Origin of the sequence: Paractinoplanes rhizophilus (assembly GCF_042664765.1) — a bacterium.
GTDB classification, from domain to species: Bacteria; Actinomycetota; Actinomycetes; order Mycobacteriales; family Micromonosporaceae; genus Actinoplanes; species Actinoplanes rhizophilus.
Genome location: NZ_JBHTBJ010000008.1, coordinates 55,638 through 81,079, shown reverse-complemented (window position 1 = coordinate 81,079; position 25,442 = coordinate 55,638). Strand labels below are relative to the sequence as shown.

General features: G+C 72.9%; 22 protein-coding genes. 6 read left to right on the top strand and 16 right to left on the bottom strand.

Annotation, left to right across the window (positions count from 1 at the left end; all coding sequences use genetic code 11):
- Positions 1-22: 22 nt before the first annotated feature.
- The gene (ftsY, locus tag ACFQS1_RS14100; protein WP_378967888.1) at positions 23-1,195 is read right to left on the bottom strand and encodes a signal recognition particle-docking protein FtsY; all 1,173 of its coding nucleotides are present in this window, start codon (positions 1,193-1,195) and stop codon (positions 23-25) included.
- Between the two features lie 111 nt (positions 1,196-1,306).
- On the opposite strand from ftsY, the gene ACFQS1_RS14095 reads away from it, so the two are divergent.
- Together ACFQS1_RS14095 and ACFQS1_RS14090 are read left to right on the top strand one after the other, a co-directional pair.
- Positions 1,307-2,971, top strand: a complete 1,665-nt coding sequence (locus ACFQS1_RS14095; RefSeq protein ID WP_378967886.1) for an alkaline phosphatase D family protein — start codon at positions 1,307-1,309, stop codon at positions 2,969-2,971.
- Positions 2,968-3,492: a DinB family protein gene (locus ACFQS1_RS14090; RefSeq protein ID WP_378967884.1), complete on the top strand. Its 525-nt coding sequence runs from the start codon at positions 2,968-2,970 to the stop codon at positions 3,490-3,492. The genes ACFQS1_RS14095 and ACFQS1_RS14090 overlap by 4 nt, the downstream gene beginning before the upstream one ends.
- A 280-nt stretch (positions 3,493-3,772) precedes the next feature.
- Here ACFQS1_RS14090 and ACFQS1_RS14085 read toward each other — a convergent pair whose 3' ends face one another.
- From ACFQS1_RS14085 to ACFQS1_RS14075, 3 genes are all read right to left on the bottom strand, one after another.
- Positions 3,773-4,390, bottom strand: a complete 618-nt coding sequence (locus ACFQS1_RS14085; RefSeq protein ID WP_378967882.1) for an HAD family hydrolase — start codon at positions 4,388-4,390, stop codon at positions 3,773-3,775.
- Between the two features lie 4 nt (positions 4,391-4,394).
- The gene (gene smc, locus ACFQS1_RS14080; RefSeq protein WP_378967880.1) at positions 4,395-7,976 is read right to left on the bottom strand and encodes a chromosome segregation protein SMC; all 3,582 of its coding nucleotides are present in this window, start codon (positions 7,974-7,976) and stop codon (positions 4,395-4,397) included.
- 207 nt (positions 7,977-8,183) lie between these two features.
- Positions 8,184-8,378 carry a hypothetical protein gene (locus ACFQS1_RS14075; RefSeq protein ID WP_020518001.1) on the bottom strand — a complete coding sequence of 65 codons (195 nt, stop codon included), beginning with the start codon at positions 8,376-8,378 and terminating at the stop codon, positions 8,184-8,186.
- Between the two features lie 667 nt (positions 8,379-9,045).
- Here ACFQS1_RS14075 and ACFQS1_RS14070 point away from each other — a divergent pair.
- The 3 genes from ACFQS1_RS14070 to ACFQS1_RS14060 are packed head-to-tail and all read left to right on the top strand — an operon-like array spanning position 9,046 to position 12,979.
- Positions 9,046-11,124 (top strand): DUF3492 domain-containing protein, encoded by a 2,079-nt coding sequence (locus ACFQS1_RS14070; protein ID WP_378967878.1) that lies wholly within the window; start codon positions 9,046-9,048, stop codon positions 11,122-11,124.
- Positions 11,121-12,419, top strand: coding sequence for a hypothetical protein (locus ACFQS1_RS14065; protein WP_378967876.1), 1,299 nt, complete (start codon positions 11,121-11,123; stop codon positions 12,417-12,419). Before ACFQS1_RS14070 ends, ACFQS1_RS14065 begins: the two co-directional genes overlap by 4 nt.
- Complete coding sequence (locus tag ACFQS1_RS14060) at positions 12,416-12,979, top strand: spherulation-specific family 4 protein (RefSeq protein WP_378967874.1); 564 nt, start codon at positions 12,416-12,418, stop codon at positions 12,977-12,979. The genes ACFQS1_RS14065 and ACFQS1_RS14060 overlap by 4 nt, the downstream gene beginning before the upstream one ends.
- Here the strand turns inward: ACFQS1_RS14060 and mutM are convergent.
- From mutM to rsmD, 9 genes are all read right to left on the bottom strand, one after another.
- Complete coding sequence (gene mutM, locus ACFQS1_RS14055) at positions 12,939-13,787, bottom strand: bifunctional DNA-formamidopyrimidine glycosylase/DNA-(apurinic or apyrimidinic site) lyase (RefSeq protein ID WP_378967871.1); 849 nt, start codon at positions 13,785-13,787, stop codon at positions 12,939-12,941. The two genes, ACFQS1_RS14060 and mutM, sit on opposite strands and share 41 nt — an antisense overlap.
- A gap of 27 nt (positions 13,788-13,814) precedes the next feature.
- Positions 13,815-14,972: a mannosyltransferase family protein gene (locus tag ACFQS1_RS14050; RefSeq protein WP_378967869.1), complete on the bottom strand. Its 1,158-nt coding sequence runs from the start codon at positions 14,970-14,972 to the stop codon at positions 13,815-13,817.
- A gap of 8 nt (positions 14,973-14,980) precedes the next feature.
- Positions 14,981-15,727: a ribonuclease III gene (rnc, locus tag ACFQS1_RS14045; RefSeq protein WP_378967867.1), complete on the bottom strand. Its 747-nt coding sequence runs from the start codon at positions 15,725-15,727 to the stop codon at positions 14,981-14,983.
- The gene (locus ACFQS1_RS14040) at positions 15,724-16,644 is read right to left on the bottom strand and encodes a phosphate acyltransferase PlsX (protein WP_378967865.1); all 921 of its coding nucleotides are present in this window, start codon (positions 16,642-16,644) and stop codon (positions 15,724-15,726) included. The genes rnc and ACFQS1_RS14040 overlap by 4 nt, the downstream gene beginning before the upstream one ends.
- A gap of 88 nt (positions 16,645-16,732) precedes the next feature.
- A complete protein-coding gene (gene rpmF / locus ACFQS1_RS14035; protein WP_020518010.1) occupies positions 16,733-16,906 on the bottom strand; it encodes a 50S ribosomal protein L32 in 174 nt (57 codons plus the stop codon).
- Between the two features lie 5 nt (positions 16,907-16,911).
- Positions 16,912-17,475 carry a YceD family protein gene (locus ACFQS1_RS14030; protein ID WP_378968194.1) on the bottom strand — a complete coding sequence of 188 codons (564 nt, stop codon included), beginning with the start codon at positions 17,473-17,475 and terminating at the stop codon, positions 16,912-16,914.
- Between the two features lie 200 nt (positions 17,476-17,675).
- Positions 17,676-18,173 (bottom strand): SPFH domain-containing protein, encoded by a 498-nt coding sequence (locus ACFQS1_RS14025; protein ID WP_378967863.1) that lies wholly within the window; start codon positions 18,171-18,173, stop codon positions 17,676-17,678.
- Between the two features lie 93 nt (positions 18,174-18,266).
- Complete coding sequence (coaD, locus tag ACFQS1_RS14020; protein ID WP_378967861.1) at positions 18,267-18,746, bottom strand: pantetheine-phosphate adenylyltransferase; 480 nt, start codon at positions 18,744-18,746, stop codon at positions 18,267-18,269.
- Positions 18,743-19,306 (bottom strand): 16S rRNA (guanine(966)-N(2))-methyltransferase RsmD, encoded by a 564-nt coding sequence (gene rsmD, locus ACFQS1_RS14015; protein WP_378967859.1) that lies wholly within the window; start codon positions 19,304-19,306, stop codon positions 18,743-18,745. The genes coaD and rsmD overlap by 4 nt, the downstream gene beginning before the upstream one ends.
- 336 nt (positions 19,307-19,642) lie before the next feature.
- Here rsmD and ACFQS1_RS14010 point away from each other — a divergent pair, with 336 nt between their 5' ends.
- Positions 19,643-21,148 carry an LPXTG cell wall anchor domain-containing protein gene (locus tag ACFQS1_RS14010; protein WP_378967856.1) on the top strand — a complete coding sequence of 502 codons (1,506 nt, stop codon included), beginning with the start codon at positions 19,643-19,645 and terminating at the stop codon, positions 21,146-21,148.
- A gap of 102 nt (positions 21,149-21,250) precedes the next feature.
- On the opposite strand, the gene ACFQS1_RS14005 is transcribed toward ACFQS1_RS14010, so the two are convergent.
- Genes ACFQS1_RS14005 through ACFQS1_RS13995 form a run of 3 tightly spaced genes read right to left on the bottom strand, consistent with a single transcriptional unit; the run spans position 21,251 to position 25,409 of the window.
- Positions 21,251-21,589, bottom strand: coding sequence for a DUF952 domain-containing protein (locus ACFQS1_RS14005; RefSeq protein WP_378967854.1), 339 nt, complete (start codon positions 21,587-21,589; stop codon positions 21,251-21,253).
- A complete protein-coding gene (recG, locus tag ACFQS1_RS14000) occupies positions 21,586-23,775 on the bottom strand; it encodes an ATP-dependent DNA helicase RecG (RefSeq protein WP_378967852.1) in 2,190 nt (729 codons plus the stop codon). Before recG ends, ACFQS1_RS14005 begins: the two co-directional genes overlap by 4 nt.
- Positions 23,772-25,409, bottom strand: a complete 1,638-nt coding sequence (locus ACFQS1_RS13995) for a DAK2 domain-containing protein (RefSeq protein WP_378967849.1) — start codon at positions 25,407-25,409, stop codon at positions 23,772-23,774. Before ACFQS1_RS13995 ends, recG begins: the two co-directional genes overlap by 4 nt.
- Positions 25,410-25,442 lie beyond the last annotated feature (33 nt).

Genomic DNA, 25,442 nt, shown 5'->3' with positions numbered 1-25,442 from the left:
TCGGACAACTCAGCTTCCGAGCCTAACCGTCGGAGCCAAGCAGCGCCTCGACGAACGCGGCCGGCTCGAACGGCGCCAGGTCGTCCGGACCCTCGCCGAGACCCACCAGCTTGACGGGAATCCCCAGCTTGCGCTGCACGGCGATGACGATGCCGCCCTTCGCCGTGCCGTCGAGCTTGGTGAGCACGACCCCGGTCACATCCACCACTTCAGTGAACACGCGGGCCTGCTCCAGACCGTTCTGCCCGGTCGTGGCGTCCAGGATCAGCAGGGTCTCGTCGACCGGGCCGTGCTTCTCCACCACCCGCTTGACCTTGCCGAGCTCGTCCATGAGGCCGACCTTGTTCTGCAGCCGGCCGGCCGTGTCGATCACCACGGTGTCCACGCCGGTCTCGATGCCCAGCTTGACCGCGTCGAACGCCACGCTCGCCGGGTCGCCGCCCTCGGGGCCGCGCACGGTCTCAGCGCCCACCCGCTCGCCCCAGGTCTGCAGCTGGTCGGCCGCGGCGGCGCGGAAGGTGTCGGCCGCGCCGAACAGCACGGTCCGCCCGTCGGCGATCAGCACCCGGCCGATCTTGCCGCAGGTCGTGGTCTTGCCGGCGCCGTTCACGCCGACCACCAGCAGCACCGCCGGGCGGCCGTCGTGCGGCGTGGTCTTGAGGCTACGGTCGAAGCCCGGCTCCAGCGCCTCGGTCAGCTCCTCGGCCAGCTGCGCGCGGACCTCGGCCACCGTGCGGGTGCCGAGCACCCGTACCCGCTCGCGCAGCCGGGCGACGATCACCTGGGTGGCCTCGACGCCGACGTCCGCCGAGATCAGGCTGTCCTCGATCTCCTCCCAGGCGTCCTCGTCGAGGTGGTCGCGGGAGAGCACGCTGAGCAGGCCACGGCCCAGGACGCTCTGCGAGCGGGACAGCCGGGCCCGCAGCCGCACGAGGCGGCCGGCCGTCGGCTCGGGCTTCTCGATCTCCTTGACCGGCGGGGCCTCGACCAGCGGCGGCAGCTCCTCGTCGGCCTCCGCGGGCACGATCAGCTCCGGCGCCTCGGCCTCCGCCTCGGCCGGCGGGCGCTCGAGAGTGGTCGTCGGCGCCCCGCCCACCGGCGGCAGCTCACGGCGGCGCACCCGGGGCACGACCAGACCGACGACGCCGGCCACCAGGACGACGAGCAGGATGACTGCGGCGACCACGTATTCCATGGCTCAAATCCTGACAGACGAGCCGTCCGCGCGTGGCGTGGGCCGGGCAGTGGCGAGATCCGGCACATCTGGCGGAGGATGAGGGCCCCTGATCGGAAGGCTCCGCGTCCAGTGACCGCACATCTGCTCATCGGCCCTCTCCTGCGGCGCGTCGTCGGCACCCGAGCCACGATCTGGGTGGAAACGACGGCGCCGGCCACCGTCCGGGTCGAGGTCGAGGGGGGCGGCGCCGGCTCCGCGGCGACATTTTCCGCGTACGGGCATCACTACGCGCTCGTGATCGTGTCGGGGCTGGTCCCGGACACGGCCGGCGCCTACCGGGTCTTCCTCGACGACCGTCAGGTGTGGCCCGCGGCCGGCTCGCCGTACCCGCCATCGGTGATCCGCACGCGCGCCGCGGAAGCGGACGACGGCCCGGTCCGATTGATCTTCGGGTCGTGTCGCGAAGCGACGCCGCACTCCACGGCCCGGCGCCTGCCGCCCGACGCCCTGGACGCCTACGCCCGCCGCATGATGGCCGGCGGTCCCGTCCCCGACCTGGTCGTCCTGCTGGGCGATCAGGTGTACGCCGACAACACCTCGGCCAAGGTCAAGCGCTTCCTGCGCCGCCGCCGGGCGGCCGGCCACCAGGGCCCGCAGGACCAGGTGGTGACGTTCGACGAGTACACGAAGCTGTACCTGGAATCGTGGCGCGATCCGGAGATCCGCTGGCTGCTCTCCACCGTGCCCAGCGTGATGATCTTCGACGACCACGAGCTGATCGACGACTGGAACACGTCGCTCTCCTGGCGCGAGGACATGGCCGCCCAGCCCTGGTGGATCGAGCGGATCACCGGCGGCCTGGCCTCGTACTGGGTCTACCAGCACGTGGGCAACCTCTCGCCCGACGATCTCGAGGCCGACCCGCTCTACCCCAAGGTGACCGCCGCCGAGGATGCCACCGTCCTGCTGCACGACTTCGGCCGCACGGTCGACACCGCGAGCGTCGACCGGTACCGGTGGAGCTTCGCCCTCGACCTCGGCCGCACCCGCCTGGTGATGCTCGACAACCGCTGCAACCGGGTCCTGGTCCCGGGCGGCCGCGAGATGCTGCCGGCGAGTGAGTGGAAGTGGTTCGTCGACCAGGCGCACGGCGACTACGACCACCTGGTGGTCGGCTCGTCGCTCCCGTGGCTGATGCCGCCCGCCATCCACCACCTCGAGGCGTGGAACGAGCGCCGCGCCGACTCGTCCTCGCCCCGGGTCGCGGCCCGCGCCGAGAAGATCCGGCGGACGTTCGACCTGGAGCACTGGGCCGCGTTCGGCCGCTCCTTCGCCGCGCTGGGCGAGCTGTTCCGGCACCTGGCCGCGGGCTCGTCCGAGGGCGGCCGCGTCGGCAACGGCCCCGCGTACAACGCCCCCGCGACGATCAGCGTCCTCTCCGGCGACGTGCACCACTCGTACGTCGCCCGGGCCGAGCTCGGCACGACGACCCCGGTCATGCAGCTGACCTGCTCGCCGGTGCACAACCAGGTGCCGGCCCCGATGCGCCCGCTGATGCGGTTCAGCTGGTCCCGGGTGGCCGCCAAGGGCGTGCGGGGCCTGGCCCGCGCGGCCGGCGTGTCACGCCCCGCGTGGCGCTGGACCCGCCTGGCCGGCCCGTACTTCGGCAACGCGGTGAGCACCCTGCGGCTGGCCGGCCGCACCGCCACGGTCACGGTCGAGGGCACGACCAAGGAGGGCGAGCTCTTTTCGGTGGCCGAGGTGACGTATCCCCGGCAAGATGACCACCGATGACTACCTGGACCGCACCCACACCCCGACGCGAGAGCGAGCCCTTCACCGGCCCCGAGCGGCCGATGCTGCAGGGCTGGCTCGACTGGCACCGGCAGACCCTGCTGACCAAGTGCGCCGGCCTGACCGCCGACCAGCTGAAGACGGCCGCCGTCGAGCCGTCCAACCTCACGCTGCTCGGCCTGGTCCGCCACATGACCGAGGTCGAGCGCAGCTGGTTCCGCAGGCGCGCCGCCGGCCAGACCCTCCCCGACGACCTCTACAGCTCCGCCGACAACGTCGACGGCGACTTCGACAACGTGGCCGACGCCGACGCCGAGGCCGACCTGAAGGCGTTCGAGGCCGAGCTTCCCCTGGCCGACCAGGCGGTGGCCGGCCTTCCGCTCGAGCACGAGTTCATCTCGAGCCGCGGCAACACCCTGAGCCTGCGCTGGGTCTACCTCCACATGATCGAGGAGTACGCCCGCCACAACGGCCACGCCGACCTGATCCGCGAGCGCATAGACGGCGCCACCGGCGACTGACCCCACATCCCGCTCCCGGCGCCCCTCCCGCGCTGCGCTCTTCCGCGCTGCGCTCTTCCCCGCTGCGCTCCCTCCCTCGCGGGCGCGTTGCGATCTTGATGAGCTGCCGTTCGCGCAGCGCTGCAATTCACCATTGATGAATTGCAGCAGGGTGTGAATGGGAGCAGGTGTGAGCGATGCCCAAGGTGGGCGGGGCCGCCGGTCCAAGTTGAAGACTTCCCGCTGACTCCGAACGCCGAATCATCAAGATCTGGCAGCACCCAGCGCCGGTGGCGCTCGGCTACTCCGGGAGGCCGAGGGCCTTCTTGAGCAGCTCGACGTGGTGCGGGCCGGTCCATCGGTAGGCGGACAGGCCCGCCGCCCGGGCGCCGCGGACGACGCGGTCGTCGTCGTCCACGAACAGGACGTGCTCGGGCTTGGTCTCGATCAGGCGGCACGCCTCGGTGAAGAACTCCGGCGCCGGCTTGTGGACCTTCAGCTCCCACGAGCTGATCACGACGTCGACCTCGGCGGTCAGGCCCAGCGAGTCGAGGTCGGGGCGCAGCCGGTCGGTGGCGTTGGTGGCGATGCCCACCTTGCGGCCGCCGGCCCGCACCTCGCGGACGAACGCCAGCGCCTCGGGGTCGGCCTCGCCCCGGTACGACTGCCAGCGCGCGACGGCCTCGGCCGCCTTCGCCTCTTCCAGGGGAAGACGATCGGCGACCAGGCGCATCCACTCGGCGTCGCTGATCTCGCCGGCCACGGCGGGGCGGTAGATGTCCCACGACATCGCCGTCTCCAGCAGCGCGGCCGGCTTGAGGCCGTACTCGACCTCGACGGCGATCATCGGGGCCGGGTCCCAGCGGCGCAGCACGCCGTCCAGGTCGATGAGCAGGGCCTGGGCGCGCTCGCGCGACATGTGGCTAGTCCTCTACTTCCTTCTTGAGGCGCTGGCTGATCACCTGGGTGACGCCGGATCGCATGGTGACGCCGTACAGCGCGTCGGCGACCTCCATGGTCCGCTTCTGGTGCGTGATGATCAGCAGCTGGCTGCGCTCCCGCAGCTGCTCGAAGAGCGTAATCAACCGGCCCAGGTTGACGTCGTCGAGGGCGGCCTCGACCTCGTCCATGATGTAGAAGGGCGAGGGGCGGGCGCGGAAGATCGCGCACAGCATGGCCACCGCGGTCAGCGAGCGCTCGCCGCCGGAGAGCAGCGACAGCCTCTTGATCTTCTTGCCCGGCGGGCGGGCCTCGACCTCGACGCCGGTGGTCAGCATGTCCTCCGGGTCGGTGAGCACGAGCCGGCCCTCGCCGCCGGGGAACAGCACCTGGAAGACGAGCTGGAACTCCCTGGCCGTGTCCTCGAACGCCGACGTGAACACCTCGAGGATCCGGTCGTCGACGTCCTTGACCACGGTGAGCAGGTCTTTGCGGGTGGCTTTGAGGTCTTCCAGCTGGTCGGAGAGGAACTTGAAGCGCTCCTCGAGGGCGGCGAACTCCTCCAGCGCCAGCGGGTTGACCTTGCCGAGCAATTGGAGGTCGCGCTCCGCCTTGTTGGCGCGCTTCTCCTGGGTCGGCCGATGAAAAGGAGCGGGCTCGGGTACGGGTTTGCCGTCCTTCTCCGCCTGGGCGGTCTCGGCGGCGCTCGGCGGCACGAGCTGGTCGGGCCCGTACTCGCTGATCAGCGTGTCCACGTCGAGCGAGAAGTCCTCGGCGGCCTTGGCCTCGAGCTGCTCGATGCGCATCCGCTGCTCGGCCCGGGCCATCTCGTCGCGGTGCACCTCGCTGGTGAGCCGCTCCAGCTCGGCGCCGAGGCGCTTGGCGCTCGCGCGTACCTCTTGGAGCTCGGCCTCGCGGGCGGTGCGCGCCTGGGCCAGCTCGTCGCGGGCCTCGACCGCCGCGGCCAGCGACACCTCGACCCGCCGCATGGCGGTGGCCGCGCCGAGGGCGACCGCCTTGGCGATCTCGGCGCCGCGGGCCCGGGCGGCCCGGCGGGCCGCGGCCCGTTCGCGGGCCTGCCGCTCGGCGTTGGCCTGGCGCATGAGCGAATCGGCGCGGCCCGCGATCGACGAGACCCGCTCCTCCGCCGTACGCACGGCCAAGCGCACTTCCATCTCGTTCTGCCGGGACTGCGGGACCAGCGCGGCCAGCCGGTCGCGTTCCTCGGTGGAGGGTTCCTCGTCGAGCGGGGTGGACTCGGCCAGCGACAGCCGCTCCTCCAGCTCGGCCAGGCGCATCAGGTCGGTCTCGCGGGCGCCCTCGGCCTTCTGCCGCGCGGCGCCGAGACGCTCGCTCTCGGCCTTGGCCGAGCGGGCGGCCGCCCCGAGCTCGGCCAGCCGGCGGGCGGCGGCGTTGCGCTCGCCCTCGGCCGCGCGCTTGGCGGCGGCCGCGACGTTCACCGCCTCCTTGCGCTCGGCGGCCTCGGCCCGCGCGTCGACCAGCTGGGCCTTGACCTCGCGGATCGTCTCCTCGGCCGCGGCCCGGCCGGCCTTCGCCTCGTCGACGGCGGCCTGCACCTCGATGTAGCTGGTGGCCTTGCCGGAGCCGCCGGCCGCCGCGAACGCGCCGAGCACGTCGCCGTCGGGCGTCACGGCGCGCAGCTCGGCGTTCCGCGCGACGACCGCCGCCGCGGCGGCGAGGTCGGGCACCAGCACCACGTCGCGCAGGGCCCGGTTGAGCGCCGGGCGGACCTGCTCGGGACAGTCGATCACCTCGGGCGCCCAGATGGCGCCGCCGGGCAGCTGCGGGCGCAGCGACTCGAGCGAGCCGCGCATGCCGGGCGCCGCGGGCGAGGCCACGACGAGCGCGGCGCGGCCGGCGTCGGCGATCTTGAGCGAGCGCATCGCCTCGATCGCCTCGTCCACACCGGAGAGCGCCACCGCGTCGGCGAGCGTGCCCAGCGCGGCCGCGACCGCCGCCTCGTAGCCGCTGCGGACGGTGAGCATCGAGGCGAGGCTGCCGAGCATGCCGGGCACCTCGCCGGACTTCGCGAGCAGCGCGCCCGCGCCGTCCTTGCGCCGCAGGCCGAGCGCCAGGGCCTCCTCGCGCGCCTTCCAGCTGGCCGCGTCCTTCTCCGCGGCCCGCTCGGCGTCGCTCAGCTCGCGCACCACCGCGTTGGCCCGGTCGAGCGCGGCCACCGCCTCGGCGTGCCGCTCGTCGAGCTCGACGTTGTCGCGGTCGGCCTCGGTGGACTCCGCGGCGACCGCGTCCACCTCGGCCTGAGCGGCCTCGGCGCGCATCAGGGCGTCGGTGTGGGCCGCGGCGAGGCGCTCGATCTCCTCGGCCGCCCCTTCCGTACGAGCCCGGGCGGCGTTGACGTTTCCGGTGAGCTTGGCCAGCCCCTCGCGGCGATCGGCGATCGCCTTGGCCGCCGCCCGCAGCGCGCCCTCGGCCGCCGCCAGCTCCCGCTCGAGCTCCTGCCGGTGCTCGACCGCCTCGGCCAGCCGCATCTGGTCCTCGGTGAGGGCCTCGCGCAGCTCCTCCTCCTGCTCGCGCACCCGCTCGGCCTCGGCGACCAGCTGATCGGGGTCGCGGCCGGGCCGCTCGTCGTCCGGGGTGGCGGCGAGGTGCCGCAGCCGCTCGCTGGCGAGTTGCTCGGTCGAGCGGAAGCGCTCCTGCAGCGCGGACAGCTTGTACCAGGTGTCCTGGGCCGCCTGCAGCAGCGGAGCGTCCTCGGCGTGCGCGAACTCGAGGTCGGCGAGCAGCCGCTGGATCTCCCGGTTCTCCTGCTCGACCTGTTCGCGGCGCTCCCGCATCGCCGACTCGTCGGCGATCTCCTTGTCCAACGTGGTGCGCAGCGTGTGCAAGTCGTCGGCGAGCAGCCGGAGCCGGGCGTCGCGCAGGTCGGCCTGGATGCCGGCGGCGCGGCGGGCCACCTCGGCCTGCTTGCCCAGCGGCTTGAGCTGGCGGCGCAGCTCGGCGGTGAGGTCGGTCAGCCGGTTGAGGTTGACCTGCATGGCGTCCAGCTTGCGGATCGCCTTTTCCTTGCGCTTGCGATGTTTCAGTACGCCCGCGGCCTCCTCGATGAAGGCGCGGCGGTCCTCGGGCTTGGCGTGCAGCATCGCGTCGAGCCGGCCCTGGCCCACGATGATGTGCATCTCGCGGCCGATGCCCGAGTCGCTCAGCAGTTCCTGGATGTCGAGCAGGCGGCAGGCGTTGCCGTTGATCTCGTACTCGCTGGCGCCGTCGCGGAACATGCGGCGGGTGATCGAGACCTCGGTGTACTCGATCGGCAGGGCGCCGTCGTTGTTGTCGATCGTGAGCGTCACCTCGGCGCGGCCCAGCGGCGCCCGGCCGGCGGTGCCGGCGAAGATGACGTCCTCCATCTTGCCGCCGCGCAGCGCCTTGGCGCCCTGCTCGCCGAGGACCCAGGCGATGGCGTCGACGACGTTGGACTTGCCGGAGCCGTTGGGGCCCACCACACAGGTGATGCCCGGCTCCAGGCGCAGCGTCGTGGCGGAGGCGAAGGACTTGAAGCCCTTGACCGTCAGGCTCTTGAGGTGCACGGATCTCCGAGGGTCGGCAACAGTGGTGCTGGGTGCAGGCTACCCGTAGGCCGGGCGCGCGGCCCGGCACGCCGCGCTCGGCAGGGGCGTCGCCCTGCAAATCGGACAAAAAGATGCGCGCCGCCACGGCGTGGAGGCGCGCTGTTCGGAATGCGTTTTGGGTGCTGAGGGGGGAGTCGGCCACCGGGTGCCGGCGGCCGGTGGAACTCAGGTCAGCGCCGGCTCGGTCAGCCGCAGGATGTCGTCCGCTTCCGCGGCGGCAGCCGCGAGACGATCATTCTCCGCCCGCAGGCGGGTGACCTCGAACTCCAGAGCCTGCACCCTGGAACGCAGTCGGGTGACCTCGTCGAGCAGGCGCCGATCGGGCGCCGCACCTACGTGGCCGAAGAGGGCCTTCGCCATGGTGACTCCTTGAGAAGCACTGCTTCTTCTTGGGTGTTGTTGAAACCGCGCGCTCTCACCGCGCGCCCAGCGTGCGCCAGCTCCATGCACACGGGCACGCGTGGGCACAGAATCGTGCACCCTCGAAACGTGCTAGGTGCAGATGGCTCACGCCTAGCCGGAGTGGAAACCCGAAGCTGGGCACCCCAAAACCAGGCATGATTGGGCGCGACTGGCGACACCTCCATAGTCCGCCGATACCCACGCTCCGTCAAGCCGTGCGGCCGTCGTCCCGGTGCCAGGCTCAGTGAATCTTGCCACCTTGACAGTCTCCACCAGCGCTTACGTTTCCCTTGGCCGCTCCGGCCCCCGATGCGCCGGTGCGTACGGTCAGTTTTCGCGCGGCCGGCCCGGGTGGCAAGAGACCGCCGCTGCCGATCCGGGCCATGAGGCGGCACGGAGTCGACCCGTCGGGCAAGCCCGCGCCCGCCTGCTGCCAACCGGCGCCGGGCGTCGGTGGCGAGGCATCCGGCGCCACCCATTCGGAGGGTTTTGGGTGATCCCCCTTGTCCAGTGATTTTCCTATCTTTCGGACAATTCCGGCGGCAAATCGGATAAAAGTCGCGTAATTCTGTCGCCTACCCGACAGGCTCTCGTAACTTTCCCGGGCTGTCTCGTTGCCTCCTTCGTGAAATCGACCCCGTCGCACGAGCGCGTCTGCCTGCTCACCGGCGGCGGGTACCCGTACCGGCGGGACGCGCTGAGCGGGTGGTGCCGGACCCTGGTCCAGGGGCTGCGCCGCTTCCGCTTCGACCTGCTGACCGTCACGGACCGCGAACCGCCGTCCGCACCCGCGTACCCGCTGCCGCTCAATGTCGGCTCGGCCTCGGCCGTGCAGATCAACCGCGAGCCCGCCCGCGAGCGCCGCCGCGGCGACAGCAACGAGAGCGGCCGGGGCGCGGCCCACCTGCTCTGCCGCGGGCTGCTCGACGCGGACCGGTTCGCGGCCGGGCTGCGCGGCCTGGCCGAGCTCGCCACCGAGCGGCCCGACCCGCTGACCGGGGTGCCCCTCGCCGACCTGCTCATGGACGCCTGGCGGATCGGGCCGGACGCGCCGGACGACCCGCCGCTGCCCCGGCTCGGCCACCGCGACGCCCGCACGGCCGCCACGCTGCTCAAACACGCGCTCGGCGCGCTGGTCGTGCCGCTGCCGGAGACCGACCTCATCCATTGCGTGGGCGGGACGACGCCGCTGCTGGCCGCGCTGGCCGGCCGGTGGCGGACCGGGGCGCCGCTGCTGCTCACCGAGGCCCGGGCGCCGGTGGCCCGGCACCGGCCGGCCGAGGATCGGCTGTCGCCCGCGGTGCGCGCGGTGCTGCGCCGGTTCCGGGCCGCGGTCGCCCGCATCGGGTACGCCGAGGCGGGGCTGATCGCGCCGCTGAGCGCGTACCACCACGGCCACGCGCTGCGGCACGGCGCCGAGGCGGCCCGGCTCGTGCAGGTGCCGGCCGGGGTGGACCCGTCGGAGTATCCGGGCGCGGCCGAGCCGGCCAGCGAGCCGGCCGTGGTCTGGGCGGGCAGCGGCGGGCCGGACAGCGGGCTCGCTCCGCTGCTGGCCGCGTTCGAGCAGGTGGCCGCGGCCCAGCCCGGGACGGTGCTGCACCTGGTCGGCGTCACGCCCGCGCACGTGGACTTCTGTGCGGAGCAGATCGAGCGCACCGGGCTGGGCCGGGCGGTGCGGCTGCATCCGCTGCCGGCCGATCCCCGCGACCGGTACACCGCCGGGCACGTCGTGGCGCACGTGCCGGGGCCGGCCGACCCGCCGTACCGGCTGATCGAGGCCATGATGTCGGGCCGCGCGGTGGTCGGGGTCGACGTCGGGCCGGCCGCCGAGACGCTGGGCGACGCCGGCGTGCTGGTCCAGCCGGACGACCCGGCCGAGCTGGCGATCGCCATCGTCGGGCTGCTCCGCGCGCCGGCCCGGCGCCGCCAGCTGGGCGACGCGGCGCGGCGGCGGGCGCTGCTGCACTTCACCACCGACCGCGTGGTACGGGTGTACGGCGCGCTCTACACCGATCTGGCGGCGCTTCCGCCGGCGCCGGCCTTCGAGCTCGCCCTCGCCGTCCCGGCGCCCCGGGCGGCCCTCCCGGCCACCCTGCGCTGGCTGACCCCGGCCGGCGCGTCCCCCGCCGACGCCACTTGGGCGAACGCCACCCGGGCCGAGGGCGGTGGGACCGACGACGCCGGAGCCCACGCCGCCCGAGCCGACGACGCCCACGCCCACGCCGCCCAAGCCGACGGCACGCATGCGCACGCTGCACGAGCCGACGACGACGCGGGTGGGCGACGCGGTCGGCACGCGGCGAGAACGGCGCCGCCGGCCCCTGGCGGCCCGTTGCCCGGCGGCTCCGAGGATCCCTTCGCGGCCATGCCGCCTCCCGGCCACGTCGCCGATCCGGCGGCGATCGCCCTGGACGTCTTCCCGCCCCGGCCGGGCCACGAGGCACCGGCGGGCCAGCAAGAGCGAGCAGGCCAAGCGCTAGCGGGCCAAGCGCTGGCGGGCCAAGCGCGAGCCGGCCAACACGAGCGATCCGGCCGAGAAGAGCGAGCCGGCCAACACGAGCGAGCCGGCCGAGAAGAGCTGGCGGGCCGACACGAGCGAGCGGGTCGGGAAGCGCCGGGCGAGGTTGTGGGCGAGCCCGAGAAAGCGCTCGCCGGTGCGTCGCCGGCGTGGCCCATGTTCCGGAAGGGTGGTAACGAGCTGTGACGGTCACTCCCCGACGAGCGGCCAGCACGTCGCGCGCGACGCGCACCCGGGTCCGCCGGGCGGGTGCCGCGGGCGCGGGCCGGCATGCTACCGCCGTACGCGTCAACCGGCCGCGGCATGCCGCGGAGCCGCCACCGGACCTCGGCGAAATCGCCGCACCTGCCCTGGATTCCGCCCGCCGGGGCGCGCGACGTGCCCCGGCCCGGCGCGCCTACCTCGGCGCCGCCTTCCTCCGCTGCGCGCTGTATCTCGCGCCGCTGAGCGTGGCCATCGCCGCCGGTGGATCGCTCGGTCAGGTCGCCTGGCCGGTGCCGCTGACGACGCTGCTGCTCGGCTGGACCGCCGCTCAGGCGCTGACCTGCGCGGGGGTGACGGTGGCCCGGCGCGCCGGCGTCTCGGCCGCGTGCCGGCTCGTCGCGGCCGGCTTCGGCGCGGTGGCGGGACTCTGGTGCGCCCTGGTGTGGATCGCGCCCGCCCCGCTGCTCGGACCGCACCGCGGGCTGGCCCTGGTCGTCGGGCTGGGCGGGCTGGCCACGCTCGCGACCGTCACCGCGACGCTGGTCACCCGGGCCGAGGCCGCGGTCGTGCGCTGGTGCGTGCCGTGCTGGCTGCTCGCCGCCGCCACCCTCGCCGGGACGGCCGGTGCGCCGGTGTCCGGACTGCCGATCGGCACGCTGCTTCCGGCGGCGATCGTGGTGGCGCTGGTCCGCGCGTTCCGCCCGGCGATGCTGCCGGGAAGCCGCCGGCGGTTCCGGCTCACCGGGCCCGAGGTGCGGCGCGCCGGCGGCTACCTGGTCATCGGCGCCTCCCAGGCGATCTGCGTGGGCCTGATCTGGCGGGCCGGGCCGTCCGGCTCGACCGCGCCGTTCTGGCTTCCGCTGCTGCTGGCGGTGCCGATCCTGGAGGCCCTGATCGGGTGGAACACCGAGGCCGGGCACGATCCGGGCGCGCGCCGCGGCGTCACCGCCGTCACCCTGGCCGGGCTGCTCCCGCCGCTGGCCATCGGCGGCGCGCTGGCGCTGGCCGCCGACGAGACCGCCGCCACCGAGGAGGTGCTCGCGCTCGCCGGTGGCACTCTGCTCGGCGGCGTCTTCGCCATCACGTACCTGCTCGCCGCCCGCGGCCGCACCGGCATCGCCGCCGCCGTCGCGATCGCGCCGCCGCTGCTCACCCCCGCGCTGAAGACATTGGCCGCCGGCCTGCTGCCGGATGCCGTCGGCGCGCTGGCCGTCACCCACGTGGCCGGCCTGCTCGCCGTCGCCCTGACCGCCCGCGACCATCGGAGAGCACCGTGAAGACCCTGTTCCCCCCGTACGCGCACCCGTCGCCCGAGCTGGCCCTGGACGCCGAGACCTGGATCGTCCGGGACCTGCCCGGCGAGCGCCGCACCCTGCACCAGTCGCTGGGCCGCATCGACCTCGACTGGGGCAGCCGGTCGCTGGCCGACGTGCTGGCCGACGTGGACGCCTGGCGGGCCGACGGCGTCGAGGGGTTGTTCCTCGACCGCGCGCCGGCCGGGTCGGGCGGGGTCGGGCCGGTCGCGCTGACCGTCCGGCTGGCCGCCCGGCGCGGGCTGCACCGGGTGGTGCTGAACCCGGGGGTGCCCACCCATCCGCTCTACCGGGATCTGGGCGTGCGGATCTGCACCTTCGAGGGGCCGTGGTCGGCCTATCAGAGCTGGGACGGCGACGGGGTACGCCCGGGCGACGGGCACATCGTGCACGGGGTGCCGCCGGCGCTGCTGACCGCGGCCCGCCGGTTGATGGGCCGGCGGGGCGCCGGATTCGGGCTCGCCACCGACGCGAGCCCGTACGTCAGCGCGTACGTGGGCGGGGCTGGCACCGAGGGCAACTGAACGAGCTGCGGTTCATGAACTGCTCGCGGCGGATCGGGGTGCCGCAGCGGTGGCACGGCTCGCCCTCCCGGCCGTACGCGTCGAGCGACCGGTCGAAGTAGCCGCTCTCGCCGTTCACGTTCACATAGAGCGCGTCGAAGCTTGTCCCGCCGGCCACGATGGCTTCGCCGAGCACGTCGCGGACGTGCGCGAGCAGCCGCCGCGCGGCCGGCCGGGTCAGCTGGTCGGTGGCCCGGTTGCCGTGCAGCTGGGCCCGCCAGAGCGCCTCGTCGGCGTAGATGTTGCCCACCCCGCTGATCAGCGTCTGGTCGAGCAGCGCCCGCTTGACCTCGGTGTGCTTGCCGCGCAGCCGGGCCACGAACGCCTCGTCGTCGAAGAGCGGGTCCATCGGGTCACGGGCGATGTGGGCGATCTCGCCGGGCAGCTCGGCGCCGCCCTCGGAGACCGACAGGCCGCCGAACGTCCGCTGGTCGACGAAGCGCAGCTGCGGCCCGCCGTCGGTGAACGTGAACCGGACCCGCAGGTGCTTCTCGTCCTCGGCGTCGGCCGGCCGCATCAGCAGCTGGCCGCTCATCCCAAGGTGGCCGATGATCGCGTCGCCGGAGTCGAGCGGCAGCCACAGGTATTTGCCGCGGCGGGCGACGTCGAGGATGGTCCGGCCGGTCAGCATGGCGATGAAGTGCGCGTCGCCGGGCAGGTGGCGGCGGATCGCGCGGGGGTGGTGCACCTCGACGGCCGCGATGGTCCGGCCGGCCACCCACTTGGCCAGGCCCTGCCGGACGGTCTCGACCTCGGGCAGCTCGGGCACGTTGGCCTCCTCTAGCGGGCAGAGCCCTTACAACGTGTAGGGCCAGACGACGACCAGGTAGGCGCCGTACCACAGGCCGAACGCCGCCCACGCCGCGATCGACAGCACCGCGACCCGGGGACGGGCGCGGGCGGCCGCGACGGCGGCGGGAAGCAGCGTCAAGAGTACGGGCAACAGCAGGCGCGGCTTCGAGTGGTAGAAGCCGGCCTGGCCGTACACCAGCACCATGGCCACGATCCCGTAGACCGCCAGCGGCAGCCACGGCTTCCCGGCCAGCGCGACCCCGGCCGCGGCCAGCGCCACCAGCAGGATCAGCGCCACGCTCACCGGAACCCAGCTGTCGCCCGAGCCGAGCGTCCGGCCCAGGAAGGTCAGCGTGCTCCGGCCGAAGTCGAACGACGTGCCCCAGCCGGCGGTCTGGATGCGGAACCAGGCGCTCGGGTCGCCGACCCGCCAGCCCACCCAGGCCAGGAACAGCGGCACGCCGGCGAGCGCCACCGCGGCCGCGCCGAGCGGCTGCCACACCTTCCGGCGGGACTCGCGGACCGCCATGATCGCGGCGACGGCCAGGGCGAGCCCGGCGGCGGCGCCGGTCGGCCGGGTGAGCGCCGCGCCCAGGCCGAGCAGCCCGGCAGCCCACCAGACCTGGCGGTGCGCCGCGACCAGCATGCCGGCCACCAGGCCGAGGAAAAGCGCTTCCGAGTACGCCATGGACAGCACCACCGACGCCGGCGCGCTGCAGCAGATCGCGACCAGCGCCCAGCCGGCCCGCTTGTCGTACAGCGTCGTGCCGAGCAGGTGCAGCGCGACCGCGGCGCCGATCGAGGCGATCCAGCTGACCGTGATCGCGGCGGTCTCGGGGCTGAGGCCGAGCGCGTCGGCGCCCCGGATGAGCATCGGATAGAGCGGGAAGAAGGCGAGCCCGTTGCCTTGCAGCTGACCGTCGGGATCGTACGTGTAGCCGTGCGGGTAGCCGTTCACCGCGACGCGCAGGAACCAGCCGGCGTCCCAGACCAGCAGCTGGCCGCGCAGCGTGCGGTCGCTGTGCGAGGCGTGCCCGAGCCAGGCCAGCATGATCAGCTGCCCGATCCGGGTCAGCGCGAAGATCGCGACGGCGGTGAGCACGCCCTGCCAGGCGCCGGCCAGGTCCCACAGGCGAGGTCGCCGCTCGACGCGCTCTGCCACGGCCAGGCTCACTGCTGTTCGGGCTTCTCGTCCCCGGTCGCTTCCTGGCCCCGCTCGTTCAGCGTGCGCCAGGCGGCCGCGGCGGCCCGCTGCTCGGCCTGCTTCTTGCTGCGGCCGTCCGAGCCGCCGTACCGCTCGCCGGCCACCACCACCCAGGCCGTGAAGGTCTTGGCGTGGTCGGGCCCGGAGTCCTCGATCAGGTAGTCGGGCACGCCCAGGCCGAGGGCCGCGGTCAGCTCCTGCAGGCTGGTCTTCCAGTCGAGCGCCGCGCCGCGTCCGGCCGACTCGGCCATCAGCGGGTCGAACAGCCGGTGGATCACCTCGCCCGCCACGTCCAGGCCGTGCTCGAGGTAGATCGCGCCGAGCAGCGCCTCGAGGGTGTCGGCGAGGATGCTGGCCTTGTCGCGCCCGCCGGTGGTCTCCTCGCCCTTGCCGAGCAGCAGGTGCGGGCCGAGCCCCTGCGGCCCGAGACCCCGGGCCACGTCGGCGAGCGCGTGCATGTTGACCACGCTGGCGCGCAGCTTGGCGAGCTGGCCCTCGGGCAGGTCCGGGTGGTTGTGGTACAGCGCCGACGTGATCACCACGCCGAGCACCGAGTCGCCGAGGAACTCCAGCCGCTCGTTCGTCGGCAGACCACCATTCTCGTACGCGTACGAGCGGTGAGTGAGCGCCCGCTCGAGCAGGGCCGGCTCGAAGGGGACGCCGAACGCCTCCTCGAGCGGTAGGGTCGACGGCCGGCGACGCTTGTCACTCATGGGGTCACCTCGTTGTGCGGGATCAAATCGGCCATCGCCGCGACGGCGGAGCGACGATGCATCCGCGCGGCGAACGCTATGCCATCGGCCAGGTCGCCGCCGGACGCGGCCCCGTGGCAGACGACGACGGTGCCGGCGACCCCGAGCAGCAGGGCCGCCCGGGGTGGGACGGCAGCGGGGTCCCCGCCGGGCGGGCCGAGCCGCGCGTACGCGGTCTCCAGGCCCTTGAGCAGGATATTTCCGGTGAAGCCATCGGTCACCACGACGTCGGCCGCCGTGCCGGTCACCACGTCGTGGCCCTCGACCAGCCCGGCATACCGGGCGCCGGCCGGCAGGTCGGTCTCGGCGAACAGCTGCGGGACGGCGCGGCGAAGCCGGTCGCCCTTGCCGCGCTCGGTGCCGATGGTCAGCAGGCCGACCCGGGGCTCGGTCACCCCGTGCGCGACGGCGGCGTAGGCGGCGCCGAGGCGGGCATGCGTGATCAGGGTGTGCTCGTCCGGGTCGACCGCGGAGCCGACGTCGAGCAGCACGAGGCGGCCGGCGGCGGTGGGCAGCACCGCGGCGAGCGGCGGGCGGCGGACCGCGGGCCAGCGGCCGAGGGCGCGAGCGGACGAGACCACGATCGCGGCGGTGTTGCCGGCCGACACGACGGCGTCGGCCAGGCCGTCCGCGACGGCGCGCAGCGAGGCGCGGGCCGCGTCGTCGGGGTGCAGCTCCACGGCCGGCATGGGCAGGGTGCCCACCCGGTCGCGCTGGGCCGGTTCGACGGCAGCCAGAACCGCGTCGGCGGCATCGTGCGGGCCGACCAGAATCAGGTGGAGGGACGGATCGTCCTGGAAGGCGCGCAGAGCGCCGTCAACCACGACGGCGGGAGCGTGGTCCCCGCCGAGGAGGTCGACGGCGATCCGCGCGGTCACCGGCTCCGTGGAGGGAGCCGGCGAACCGGTGGCTCGCCGTTGCCCAGGTGCGACCCGCCCGACAATCGGGCGCGTCACTCCGCGAGGCTCAGACCTCGAGGACCTGACGACCGTTGTAGGTGCCGCAGACCGAGCAGGCCGTGTGCGGCAGCTTCGGCGACTTGCACTGCGGGCACGCCTGGGTCGCGACCGCGGTCGCCTTCCAGTTCGCCCGGCGGGACCGGGTGTTGCTGCGCGACATCTTGCGCTTGGGGACGGCCACGGTAGCTACTCCTCGTTACTTGTGAGATTGCGCAAAGCGGCCCAGCGCGGATCGACGTCCTCGTGGCTGTGATCGGCCGGAAGGTCGTCGAAATGCACCCCGCACTCGGGGCACAGGCCGGGGCAGTCGGGACGGCAGAGCGGGTTGGTCGGCAGTGTGAGCACCACCGCGTCCAGTACCGCCGGCTCGAGGTCGATCAGGTCGCCCTGCATGCGGCCCACCTCGTCCTCGTCGGTCGTCTCCTCCGTGGTGCTGTCCTCGTACGCGAACAGCTCCGCGAGGGGGACGTCGAAGGACTCGCCGATCTCGTTGAGGCAGCGGCCGCACTCGCCGGTGAGCGAGCCGCGGACCCGGCCCGAGACGTACACCCCCTCGGAGACCGACGTGAGCACGAGATCGAGCTCGACGTCCGACTTCTCGGGGACCCTGATCAGCTCCACGCCGAAGTCCGGTGGCGCCGCGATCACCCGTTTCAGGGCACGCGTCGCACCAGGCTGCCGTGGAAGTTTCGTCGTGTCGAGGACGAACGGCTGCCTGGGGTCGAGGTGACTCTGCGGTGACTTGGGCATCATGAACTCTCAGCCATGGGAAGGCCGACGAAAAAGGTTACCTGACCAGGGCCCGTAGCGTCGAATCGGGTGTTAACTGTGCTGGCTGCGCTCGATCGCGCGTGCGCCGCTGGAGGTTGATGAGTTCGACCGGCGATCGACGACGGCTTCGCCGGCGGCGATTGCGGGCCAAACTCATCAACGCGGCAACGCGCTCCTCGCTAGAAGGGCAGCGGGCGCTCGGTGTCCTCGCCCTGGAAGGTGCCGATCTCCCGGAGCGCGTGCATCTTGTCGCGGCCACGCTCTATCGAGGCTAGCGCGCGCGTCAGGAACTGCTCGAAGTTGGCCAGCGCGGTGTCGACGTAGTCGTCGACCTCCTCGCGCAGCCGCTGGGCCTCGGTGCGGGCCTCGGCGATGATCCGGGCGCCCTCGTGCTCGGCCGAGACGGTGATCTCGTTGACCGAGACCAGGCGGGCGTGTTCGGTCTCACCCTCGCTGATGATCCGGTCGGCCTCCCGGCGGCCGGCCTCGATGATCCGGTCGCGCTCGTCGAGAACGGCGGCCGCCTTGCGGATCTCGGACGGCAGCGAGGAGCGCAGGGCGTCCAGCATGTCGATCATTTCGGCCCGGTCGTACATGAAGTTCTGCCGCGACATCGGGACGGAGCGCGCTTCTTGAACACGTTCGATGATCTCGTCGATGCTGTCGAGCGCATCCATCGGTGACTTCACCCCTGTCATCTCTCACCCACGCAGCGTGGTGCGATCACGTTACTGCGTCCCCGCCGTCCCGGTTTCCGGCGCGCCGAGAGCTCAGTTCTGCTTCAGACGCGTGATCAACCGCTCGCCGACGAAGTCGGGCACGTACGCCGATGCGTCGCCGCCCCACTTCACCACGTCTTTGACGAGGCTGGACGACAGGAAGGAGTAGAGCGGGTTCGTCGGCATGAACAGCGTCTCCACGCCGGACAAACCGATGTTCATCTGCGCCATCTGCAACTCGTAGTCGAAGTCGCTGACGGCGCGCAGCCCCTTGATGACCACCGCCGCGCCCTGCGATCGGCAGAAGTCCACCAGCAGCCCGTGGAACGAGGCGACCCGGACGTTGCCGTAGCCGGCCGTCGCCTCGCGGAGCATCTCGAGACGCTCGTCGATGGTGAACAGGCCGGTCTTCGACTGGTTGATCAGCACTCCGATGATCACTTCATCGAACAGCCGGCTGGCCCGCCCGACGATGTCGAGGTGACCGTTGGTGACCGGGTCGAAGGAGCCGGGACAGACAGCTCGTCTCATGATCGGCGACCGTACCAAAGCGTCGTCTCCCCATAGCGTCGGCTGCGATCGGCTGTGATGCCATCCACCCAGCTCAACGGATCGCCCCGGCGGGATCGCTCGATCGCGACCACGGCGTCCGGCGCGAGCCATCCGCCGGCCAGCAGCGCCTCCTGGAGCTCCACGATCTCGTGGTCGCCGACCGCGTACGGCGGGTCGGCGAAGACCACGTCGTACGGTCCGCCCTCGGGCGGGCCGGCGAGCACCTGCGACACCTTCCCGGTGATCAGCCGGGCGGCCGCGCCGACGCGGAGCGCCACGATGTTGTCGCGGATCGTGCGGGCCGCGCGGGCGTCCGATTCGACCAGAAGCGCGTGACTCGCCCCGCGGGACAGGGCCTCCAGACCAACCGCCCCAGAACCGGCATAAAGGTCGACGAACCGCGCTCCAGACAGGTCGGTCATCGACTCCAGGGCGCTGAAGACCGCCTCACGCACACGGTCCGAAGTGGGCCGGGTCAGGGCGCCGGCCGGGGCGACCAGCCGCCGTCCGCCGTGGGCACCGGCAATGATCCTGGTCATGCGCCCGCACCGGGGTCATCGAATCGCACGACTCGAAGCTACCCAAACACTTACCGACCGCAATCAGGGAGTGAACAATTCCCCTTCGACCGGACACGCTCGGCGATCTTCCCGCCCCGTTCGGTAGATGGAAGATCACGGATCCGTATCAACAGCCTTAGCCCTCCCTGAGGCATTCCCCAGATCCATCTAAGTCGCTAGGGTCGACCCCCGTTGCACGTAGTTACGGCTGCGTGTCGACGACGTGGGGAGGCGTCGTCGACGGTCTCGCCCCCGTTCCGGCGATGGCCCGCCGCTTCCTTGCCGGCCCCCTGATTCCCCAACACAGGAGAAGGCGTGAAACTGAAGTCCTCATTGCACCGCGCCGCGATCGTTCTCGCCGGCTCGGTGCTCGGCCTGGCCGGCGTCGTGGCGGTCGCCGGACCCGCCAGCGCCCACACCGCCAACGTCACCGGCGAAACCGTGTGCGTCGATGGTAAGAACCAGGTCACCTGGACCCTTACGAACGACTGGTGGGACACCAGCGGCGCCAAGGTCGAGCATCTGAACATCTCGGCCGGCGAGGTCCCGGTCAAGGTCGGCGACCCGAGCGTGAAGCTGACCAACGGCACGGTGCTGCTGGCCGGCAACAACAAAAACCCGTCCCAGGTCCAGTACACCCAGATCGTGGACCAGGCCCAGGCCGACAAGGTCAAGCTTTCCTTCATCGCCGTCTGGAAAGACCACACCGACTACAACAACTCGGCGACGGTCCAGCTGATCAAGCGCTGTGCCCCGCCCGCGCCGAAGTGTGTCGATGCCGCCCACGCGACGTTCAACCACACGTTCGTGGTGGACAAGAGCGGCGCCACCACGGTCATCAACCTCAGCGACCGGGCGCGGCTCTGCGAGGGCGTCGAGGTGCCGATCACCGCGGTGTCGTACTACGCGCCCAAGCCGCAGTTCGACGTGCCGCAGTACCTGTTCGACAAGGACAGCGGCTCGATCTCGAACACCGAGCGCACGCTGACCCTGCACGTCGACCTCCCGCCGTGCTACACGCAGGCCGACACGTTCTTCGGTACCGAGAAGGACATCATCGACACCATCACCGCGAACGGCCCGCGCTACGGCGACAAGAAGCTCGGCTCGCGCGGCCTGCCCGGCAAGCTGTCGAAGGGCCCGCAGGCCTGGTACAACGGCGGCGACCGGTCCTGCGTCACCCCGGCCAGCACCTCGGTCCCGTCCTGCGACGGCAGCCAGGCGATCAACCTGTCGAACGGCGGCAAGTACGAGCAGACCTTCACCGTCAAGTACGGCGACCAGGTCAAGACCGTTGCTGTTGCCCCCGGCAAGGGTGAGACCGTGACCGTCCCGGCCGGCGCCGGCACCGTGACCGTCAGCGCGGAGGGCATGGCGGACCAGACCTACAACTGGACCGCTCCCGAGGACTGCGCGCTGCCGACCGCGACCGTCGTGAACACCTGCGAGGAGGTCACGGTCACCGTGACCAACCCCGAGGGTGTCATCCCGGCCGAGGCCACCGTGGGCTACGGCGACGAGACCAAGAAGCTGACCGTCGCGGCCGGCGCCTCGGAGAAGGCCACCTTCAAGGCCGGCACGGCGACCTACGCGACGATCAAGATCGCCGGGATCGAGAAAGAGATCAAGGCGGCGCTGGAGAAGCTGACCTGCTCGACCCCGACCGCCAACGGTGGGGGCGGCGGCGGTGAGGGCGGCCCGACGCTGCCGATCACCGGTGCCGCGGGTGGCACCATCGCCGGCATCGCGGCCCTGCTGCTCATCGCCGGTGGCGTGATGTTCTTCGTGTCCCGCCGTCGCAAGGTGAAGTTCACCGCCTGACCGCGGGCCTGACCCGAAAGGGCGCGTCGACCATCCGGTCGGCGCGCCCTTTTCACGCACGCGGCGGGAACGAACTCAGCGGGCGACCACGCAGAGACGCGCTCAGCGGGGCGGCGAGAAGGAGCCGTCCTCGTTGGGCTGGTAATCGTGGACCGCGACGACGGCGGCGGTCGGCAGGGGCGCGTAGAGGTGCGGGAACTGCTTGCCGTCGGGGTGGGGCGGGTCGCCGTCCTCCCACCTCAGCGGGACCGGCAGGCGGTCCTCGGCGATCTCGAGCAGGAGCAGGTCGGTGCGGCCGCGGAAGAGGGCCGTCGCCGGCAGGTGCACCAGCTCCTCGGTCGAGCAATGGATGTAGCCCTGGGTGGCGAGCGTGTCGCCCTCGTAGACGCCCTCGGCCAGCGCGGCCGCCCAGACGTCGCGGGGGCAGATGTGCAGGATCATCCCTTCTCCAGGTACTCGGCGCGTTCCTCGTCGACCAGCGCGGCCACCGAGGCGGCCAGCGCGGGATGGCGGGACAGGTCGGGGTCGTCGCCGATCAAGGCCGCCGCCTCCTGGCGGGCATCGGTGATCAGCTTGGCGTCATGCAACAGCGACAGCAACCGCAGGTGGGAGTGGCGGCCGGACTGGGACGCGCCCAGCACGTCGCCCTCGCGGCGCTGCTCGAGGTCGATCTCGGAAAGCCGGAAGCCGTCGGTGGTGGACGCCACCGCGTCCAGGCGCTCGCGGGCCGCCGTGCCCTCGACCGACTCGGTGACAAGCAGGCAGATGCCGGCGGCCGAACCGCGGCCCACCCGGCCGCGCAGCTGATGGAGCTGGGAGACGCCGAACCGGTCGGCATCCATGATGATCATGACGGTGGCGTTGGGCACGTCGACGCCGACCTCGATCACCGTGGTGGCGACCAGGACGTCGAGGTCGCCGGCCGCGAACTTGCGCATCACCGCGTCCTTCTCGTCGGACGGGAGCTTGCCGTGCAGCACCCCGATCCGCAGGCCGTGCAGCGGGCCCTCGGCCAGTAGCGGCGCGACCTCGGTGACGGCGAGGGGCGGTCGGCGAGCCGGTTCATCGTCGGGTGGCTCTTCCTCCTCGTCGCTCGCTCCCGCGCCGATGCGCGGGCACACCACGTACGCCTGATGGCCCGCCCGCACCTCTTCGCGCAACCTCTTCCACGCCCGGTCGAGAAAGGCCGGCTTTTCCGGCGGCACCACGTGCGACGCGATCGGCGACCGGCCGCGCGGCAGCTGCGTCAACGTGGAGGTCTCGAGATCGCCGTAGACCGTCATGGCGACCGTGCGCGGGATCGGCGTCGCCGTCATCACCAGCACGTGCGGCGGGCGGGCCGCCTTGGCGCGCAGCGCGTCCCGCTGCTCGACGCCGAACCGGTGCTGCTCGTCGACGACCACCAGGCCGAGGTCTTTGAAGTCGACACCCTCGTAGAGCAGGGCGTGCGTGCCCACCACGACGCCGGCCGTGCCGTCGGCGACCTTGGCCAGCGCGGCCCGCCGGGCGGCCGCGCCGAGCGAACCGGTGATCAGGGTGAGCTGGGTGCCGCCCGGGTCGCCGTCGATCTCGCCGGCCCGGCCCAGCGCGCCGAGCTGGGCGCTGATGCCGCGGTAGTGCTGGGTGGCCAGCACCTCGGTGGGCGCGAGCAGGGCCGCCTGGCCGCCGGCCTCGACGACCTGCAGCATCGCGCGCACCGAGACCAGCGTCTTGCCCGAGCCGACCTCGCCCTGCAGCAGGCGGTGCATGGGGTGCGGCTCGGACAGGTCGGCGGCGATCTCCTCGCCGACCTGGCGCTGGCCGTCGGTCAACTCGTACGGCAGGCTCGCGTCGAATTTCGCGAGGATGCCGCCCTCGGACCGGGGCCGGGCCGTGCCCGGTGCGGCGGCCGCGCGCGCCCGGCGCTGCACCAGGGTGAGCTGAACGGCGAACGCCTCGTCCCACTTCAGCCGGTATTTCGCCGAGTACAGCGCCTCCTTGGAGCTGGGGCGGTGGATCTCGCGCAGGGCCGTCCCGATGCCGACCAGGTTGCGGTTGGCCCGCACGGCCGGCGGCAGCGGGTCGGCCGGCGGCTCGAACGTGTCGAGCAGCGTACGCACGCACTTGGCGATCACCCACGTCGGCACGGCCTGGGCGGCCGGATAGACCGGGATGAGGGCGCCGGCGAACTCCTCGATCTCCTCGGCCGCCTCGTCCTGCGTCGCGTCGGCGCGGAGCAGTTGATAGGCCGGGCCGTTGAGCTGCCGTTTGCCGCGGAAATCGGTGATCTTGCCGGCGAACAGGCCCCACACGCCCCGGCGCAGCTCTCGCTCGCGCCAGGCCTGGTTGAAGAACGTGCAGGTGAGCGTCGCCCCCGAGCCGTCGCCGATGGTCACCTCGAGCATGTTGCCCCGGCGGGCCCGCATCGGTTTCACATTGACCGCCTGCACCTGGGCCAGCAGGGTCACCTGCTCGCCGATCAGCAGGTGGCGCATGTCGGTGTGCTCGCCGCGCTCGTCGTACCGCCGGGGGAAGTGGTAGATCAGGTCGCCGGCCGTGTGCAGGTCGAGGTGGCTCGCCAGCGCCTTGGCGGTGCGGTCGCCCAGGACCTTGCGCAGTGGGGTGTCGGTGGTGGTCCGGTCGCTCATTCCACTCCAACCAGCAGGTGATACCGGGGCTGGCCGCCCGCGTAGCAGGCGAGCTCGACGAACGGCCAGGCGTGCGTGACGTGCTCGCGCAGCGTGCCCTCCAGAGCGGCCGGGGCGTCGGCGCCGAGCACCAGTGTGGCCAGCTCGCCGCCGCCGCCGAGCATGCGGTCGAGCAGGCGGCGGCTCACGTCCTCGAGGTCGCCGCCGATCACGTGCACCTCGCCGTCGACCAGGCCGAGCAGGTCGCCGGCCCGGCAGGGACCGGCCACCGTGAGCGAGTCACGCTGCGCGGTGCAGACCTCGCCGTAGCGGCAGGCGCCGGCGGCCTCGGCCATGGCGATGACATCGTCGGCGAACGGGCGGGCCGGATCGCGCACGGCCAGGGCGGCGAGCGCCTGCACCGGCGAGCGGGTCGGGACCACGCTGACGCGCACCCCGGCGGCCTCGGCCTCGCGGGCGGCGCCGGTGGCGACGGCATGCGTGTTCGCGTCGTTGGGCAGCAGGACCACGCTGCCGGCGCCGGAGCCGGTGATCGCGTCGAGCATCTCGCGCACCGACGGATTGCGCCCGACCACGGTGGCGCCCTCGGCCGCGAAGAGCGCGGTGAGCCCGTCGCCGGCCGCGACCACGACGGCGCCCCGGGGCTCGGACGGCCCGGGCGCCGCCACGGCCACTTGCGGAAGGACCGGCGCCGCCCGGCGCGGCCCGGCCTCCGGCGGGGCGCCGTGAGCCGGCTCGAGGGGGGTGACGCTGATGCGATGCGGCCGCCCGGCGGCCACTCCGGCCTCGACGGCCGGGCCGATCCCCTCGGCGCTCACGTGGACGTGCACATTCCACACGCCGTCGCCGGACCCGGCCACCACCAGCGAGTCGCCGAGCCGGCCCAGCGTCTCGCGGAGACCGCCGACGTCGGCGGCGTCGAGCAGATATTGCACCTCGTAACCGAACTGCGTTGACTCGCCGGACGCGGGCGGCTCGACCGGGCCGAGGGCCGGGGGCGCGGTCGACGTCAGGGCGTCGACCAGCGCGTCGAGCAGCAGGACCAGGCCGCGCCCGCCGGCGTCCACCACCCCGGCCCGGGCCAGGACCGGGAGCTGCTGCGGGGTGCGGGCCAGCGCCTCGGAGGCGGACCGCGCCGCCGCTCGCGCCACCGCCACCAGGTCGTCGGAGCTGATCCGCCCGGCGCCCTCGGCCGCCGCCGCCACGACGGACAGCACCGTGCCCTCGACCGGGCGGGCCACCGCCGCATAGGCCGCCTCGGACGCCGAGCGCAGCGCCCGGGCCAGCTCGCCGCCGCGCACCGCGACCGAGCCGGCCAGGCTGTCGGCCATGCCGCGCAGGATCTGGGAGACGATCACCCCGGAGTTGCCCCGGGCGCCGAGCAGGGCGCCCCGGGCCATGCGGCGCAGGGCGCTGCCGTGCGCCGGCGTGTCGAGCGCCTCGCCGGTCACCGCGGCCGCCTCGTCGAGGGCCTGCTGGGCGGCGGTGAGGGTGAGCACGAGGTTGGTGCCGGTGTCGCCGTCGGGGACGGGATAGACGTTCAGCTCGTCGATCTCGTGCTGGTGGGCGCGGAGCGCGGCCAGCCCACCACCGCACCAGCGGCGGACCGCAGCGGCGTCGAGGGTCTCCAGCACGCGAAAATCGTACTAACGCCCCCTGACATTGTC

Excerpts from the sequence above, each read along its gene's own strand:
- ftsY (WP_378967888.1), bottom strand. The coding sequence starts at position 1,195 with ATGGAATACGTGGTCGCCGCAGTCATCCTGCTCGTCGTCCTGGTGGCC.
- ACFQS1_RS14090 (WP_378967884.1), top strand. The coding sequence starts at position 2,968 with ATGACTACCTGGACCGCACCCACACCCCGACGCGAGAGCGAGCCCTTC.
- ACFQS1_RS14085 (WP_378967882.1), bottom strand. The coding sequence starts at position 4,390 with ATGTCGCGCGAGCGCGCCCAGGCCCTGCTCATCGACCTGGACGGCGTG.
- ACFQS1_RS14075 (WP_020518001.1), bottom strand. The coding sequence starts at position 8,378 with ATGGCGAAGGCCCTCTTCGGCCACGTAGGTGCGGCGCCCGATCGGCGC.
- rnc (WP_378967867.1), bottom strand. The coding sequence starts at position 15,727 with ATGAGTGACAAGCGTCGCCGGCCGTCGACCCTACCGCTCGAGGAGGCG.
- ACFQS1_RS14030 (WP_378968194.1), bottom strand. The coding sequence starts at position 17,475 with ATGCCCAAGTCACCGCAGAGTCACCTCGACCCCAGGCAGCCGTTCGTC.
- ACFQS1_RS14025 (WP_378967863.1), bottom strand. The coding sequence starts at position 18,173 with ATGGATGCGCTCGACAGCATCGACGAGATCATCGAACGTGTTCAAGAA.
- coaD (WP_378967861.1), bottom strand. The coding sequence starts at position 18,746 with ATGAGACGAGCTGTCTGTCCCGGCTCCTTCGACCCGGTCACCAACGGT.
- rsmD (WP_378967859.1), bottom strand. The coding sequence starts at position 19,306 with ATGACCAGGATCATTGCCGGTGCCCACGGCGGACGGCGGCTGGTCGCC.
- ACFQS1_RS14005 (WP_378967854.1), bottom strand. The coding sequence starts at position 21,589 with ATGATCCTGCACATCTGCCCCCGCGACGTCTGGGCGGCCGCGCTGGCC.
- recG (WP_378967852.1), bottom strand. The coding sequence starts at position 23,775 with ATGAGCGACCGGACCACCACCGACACCCCACTGCGCAAGGTCCTGGGC.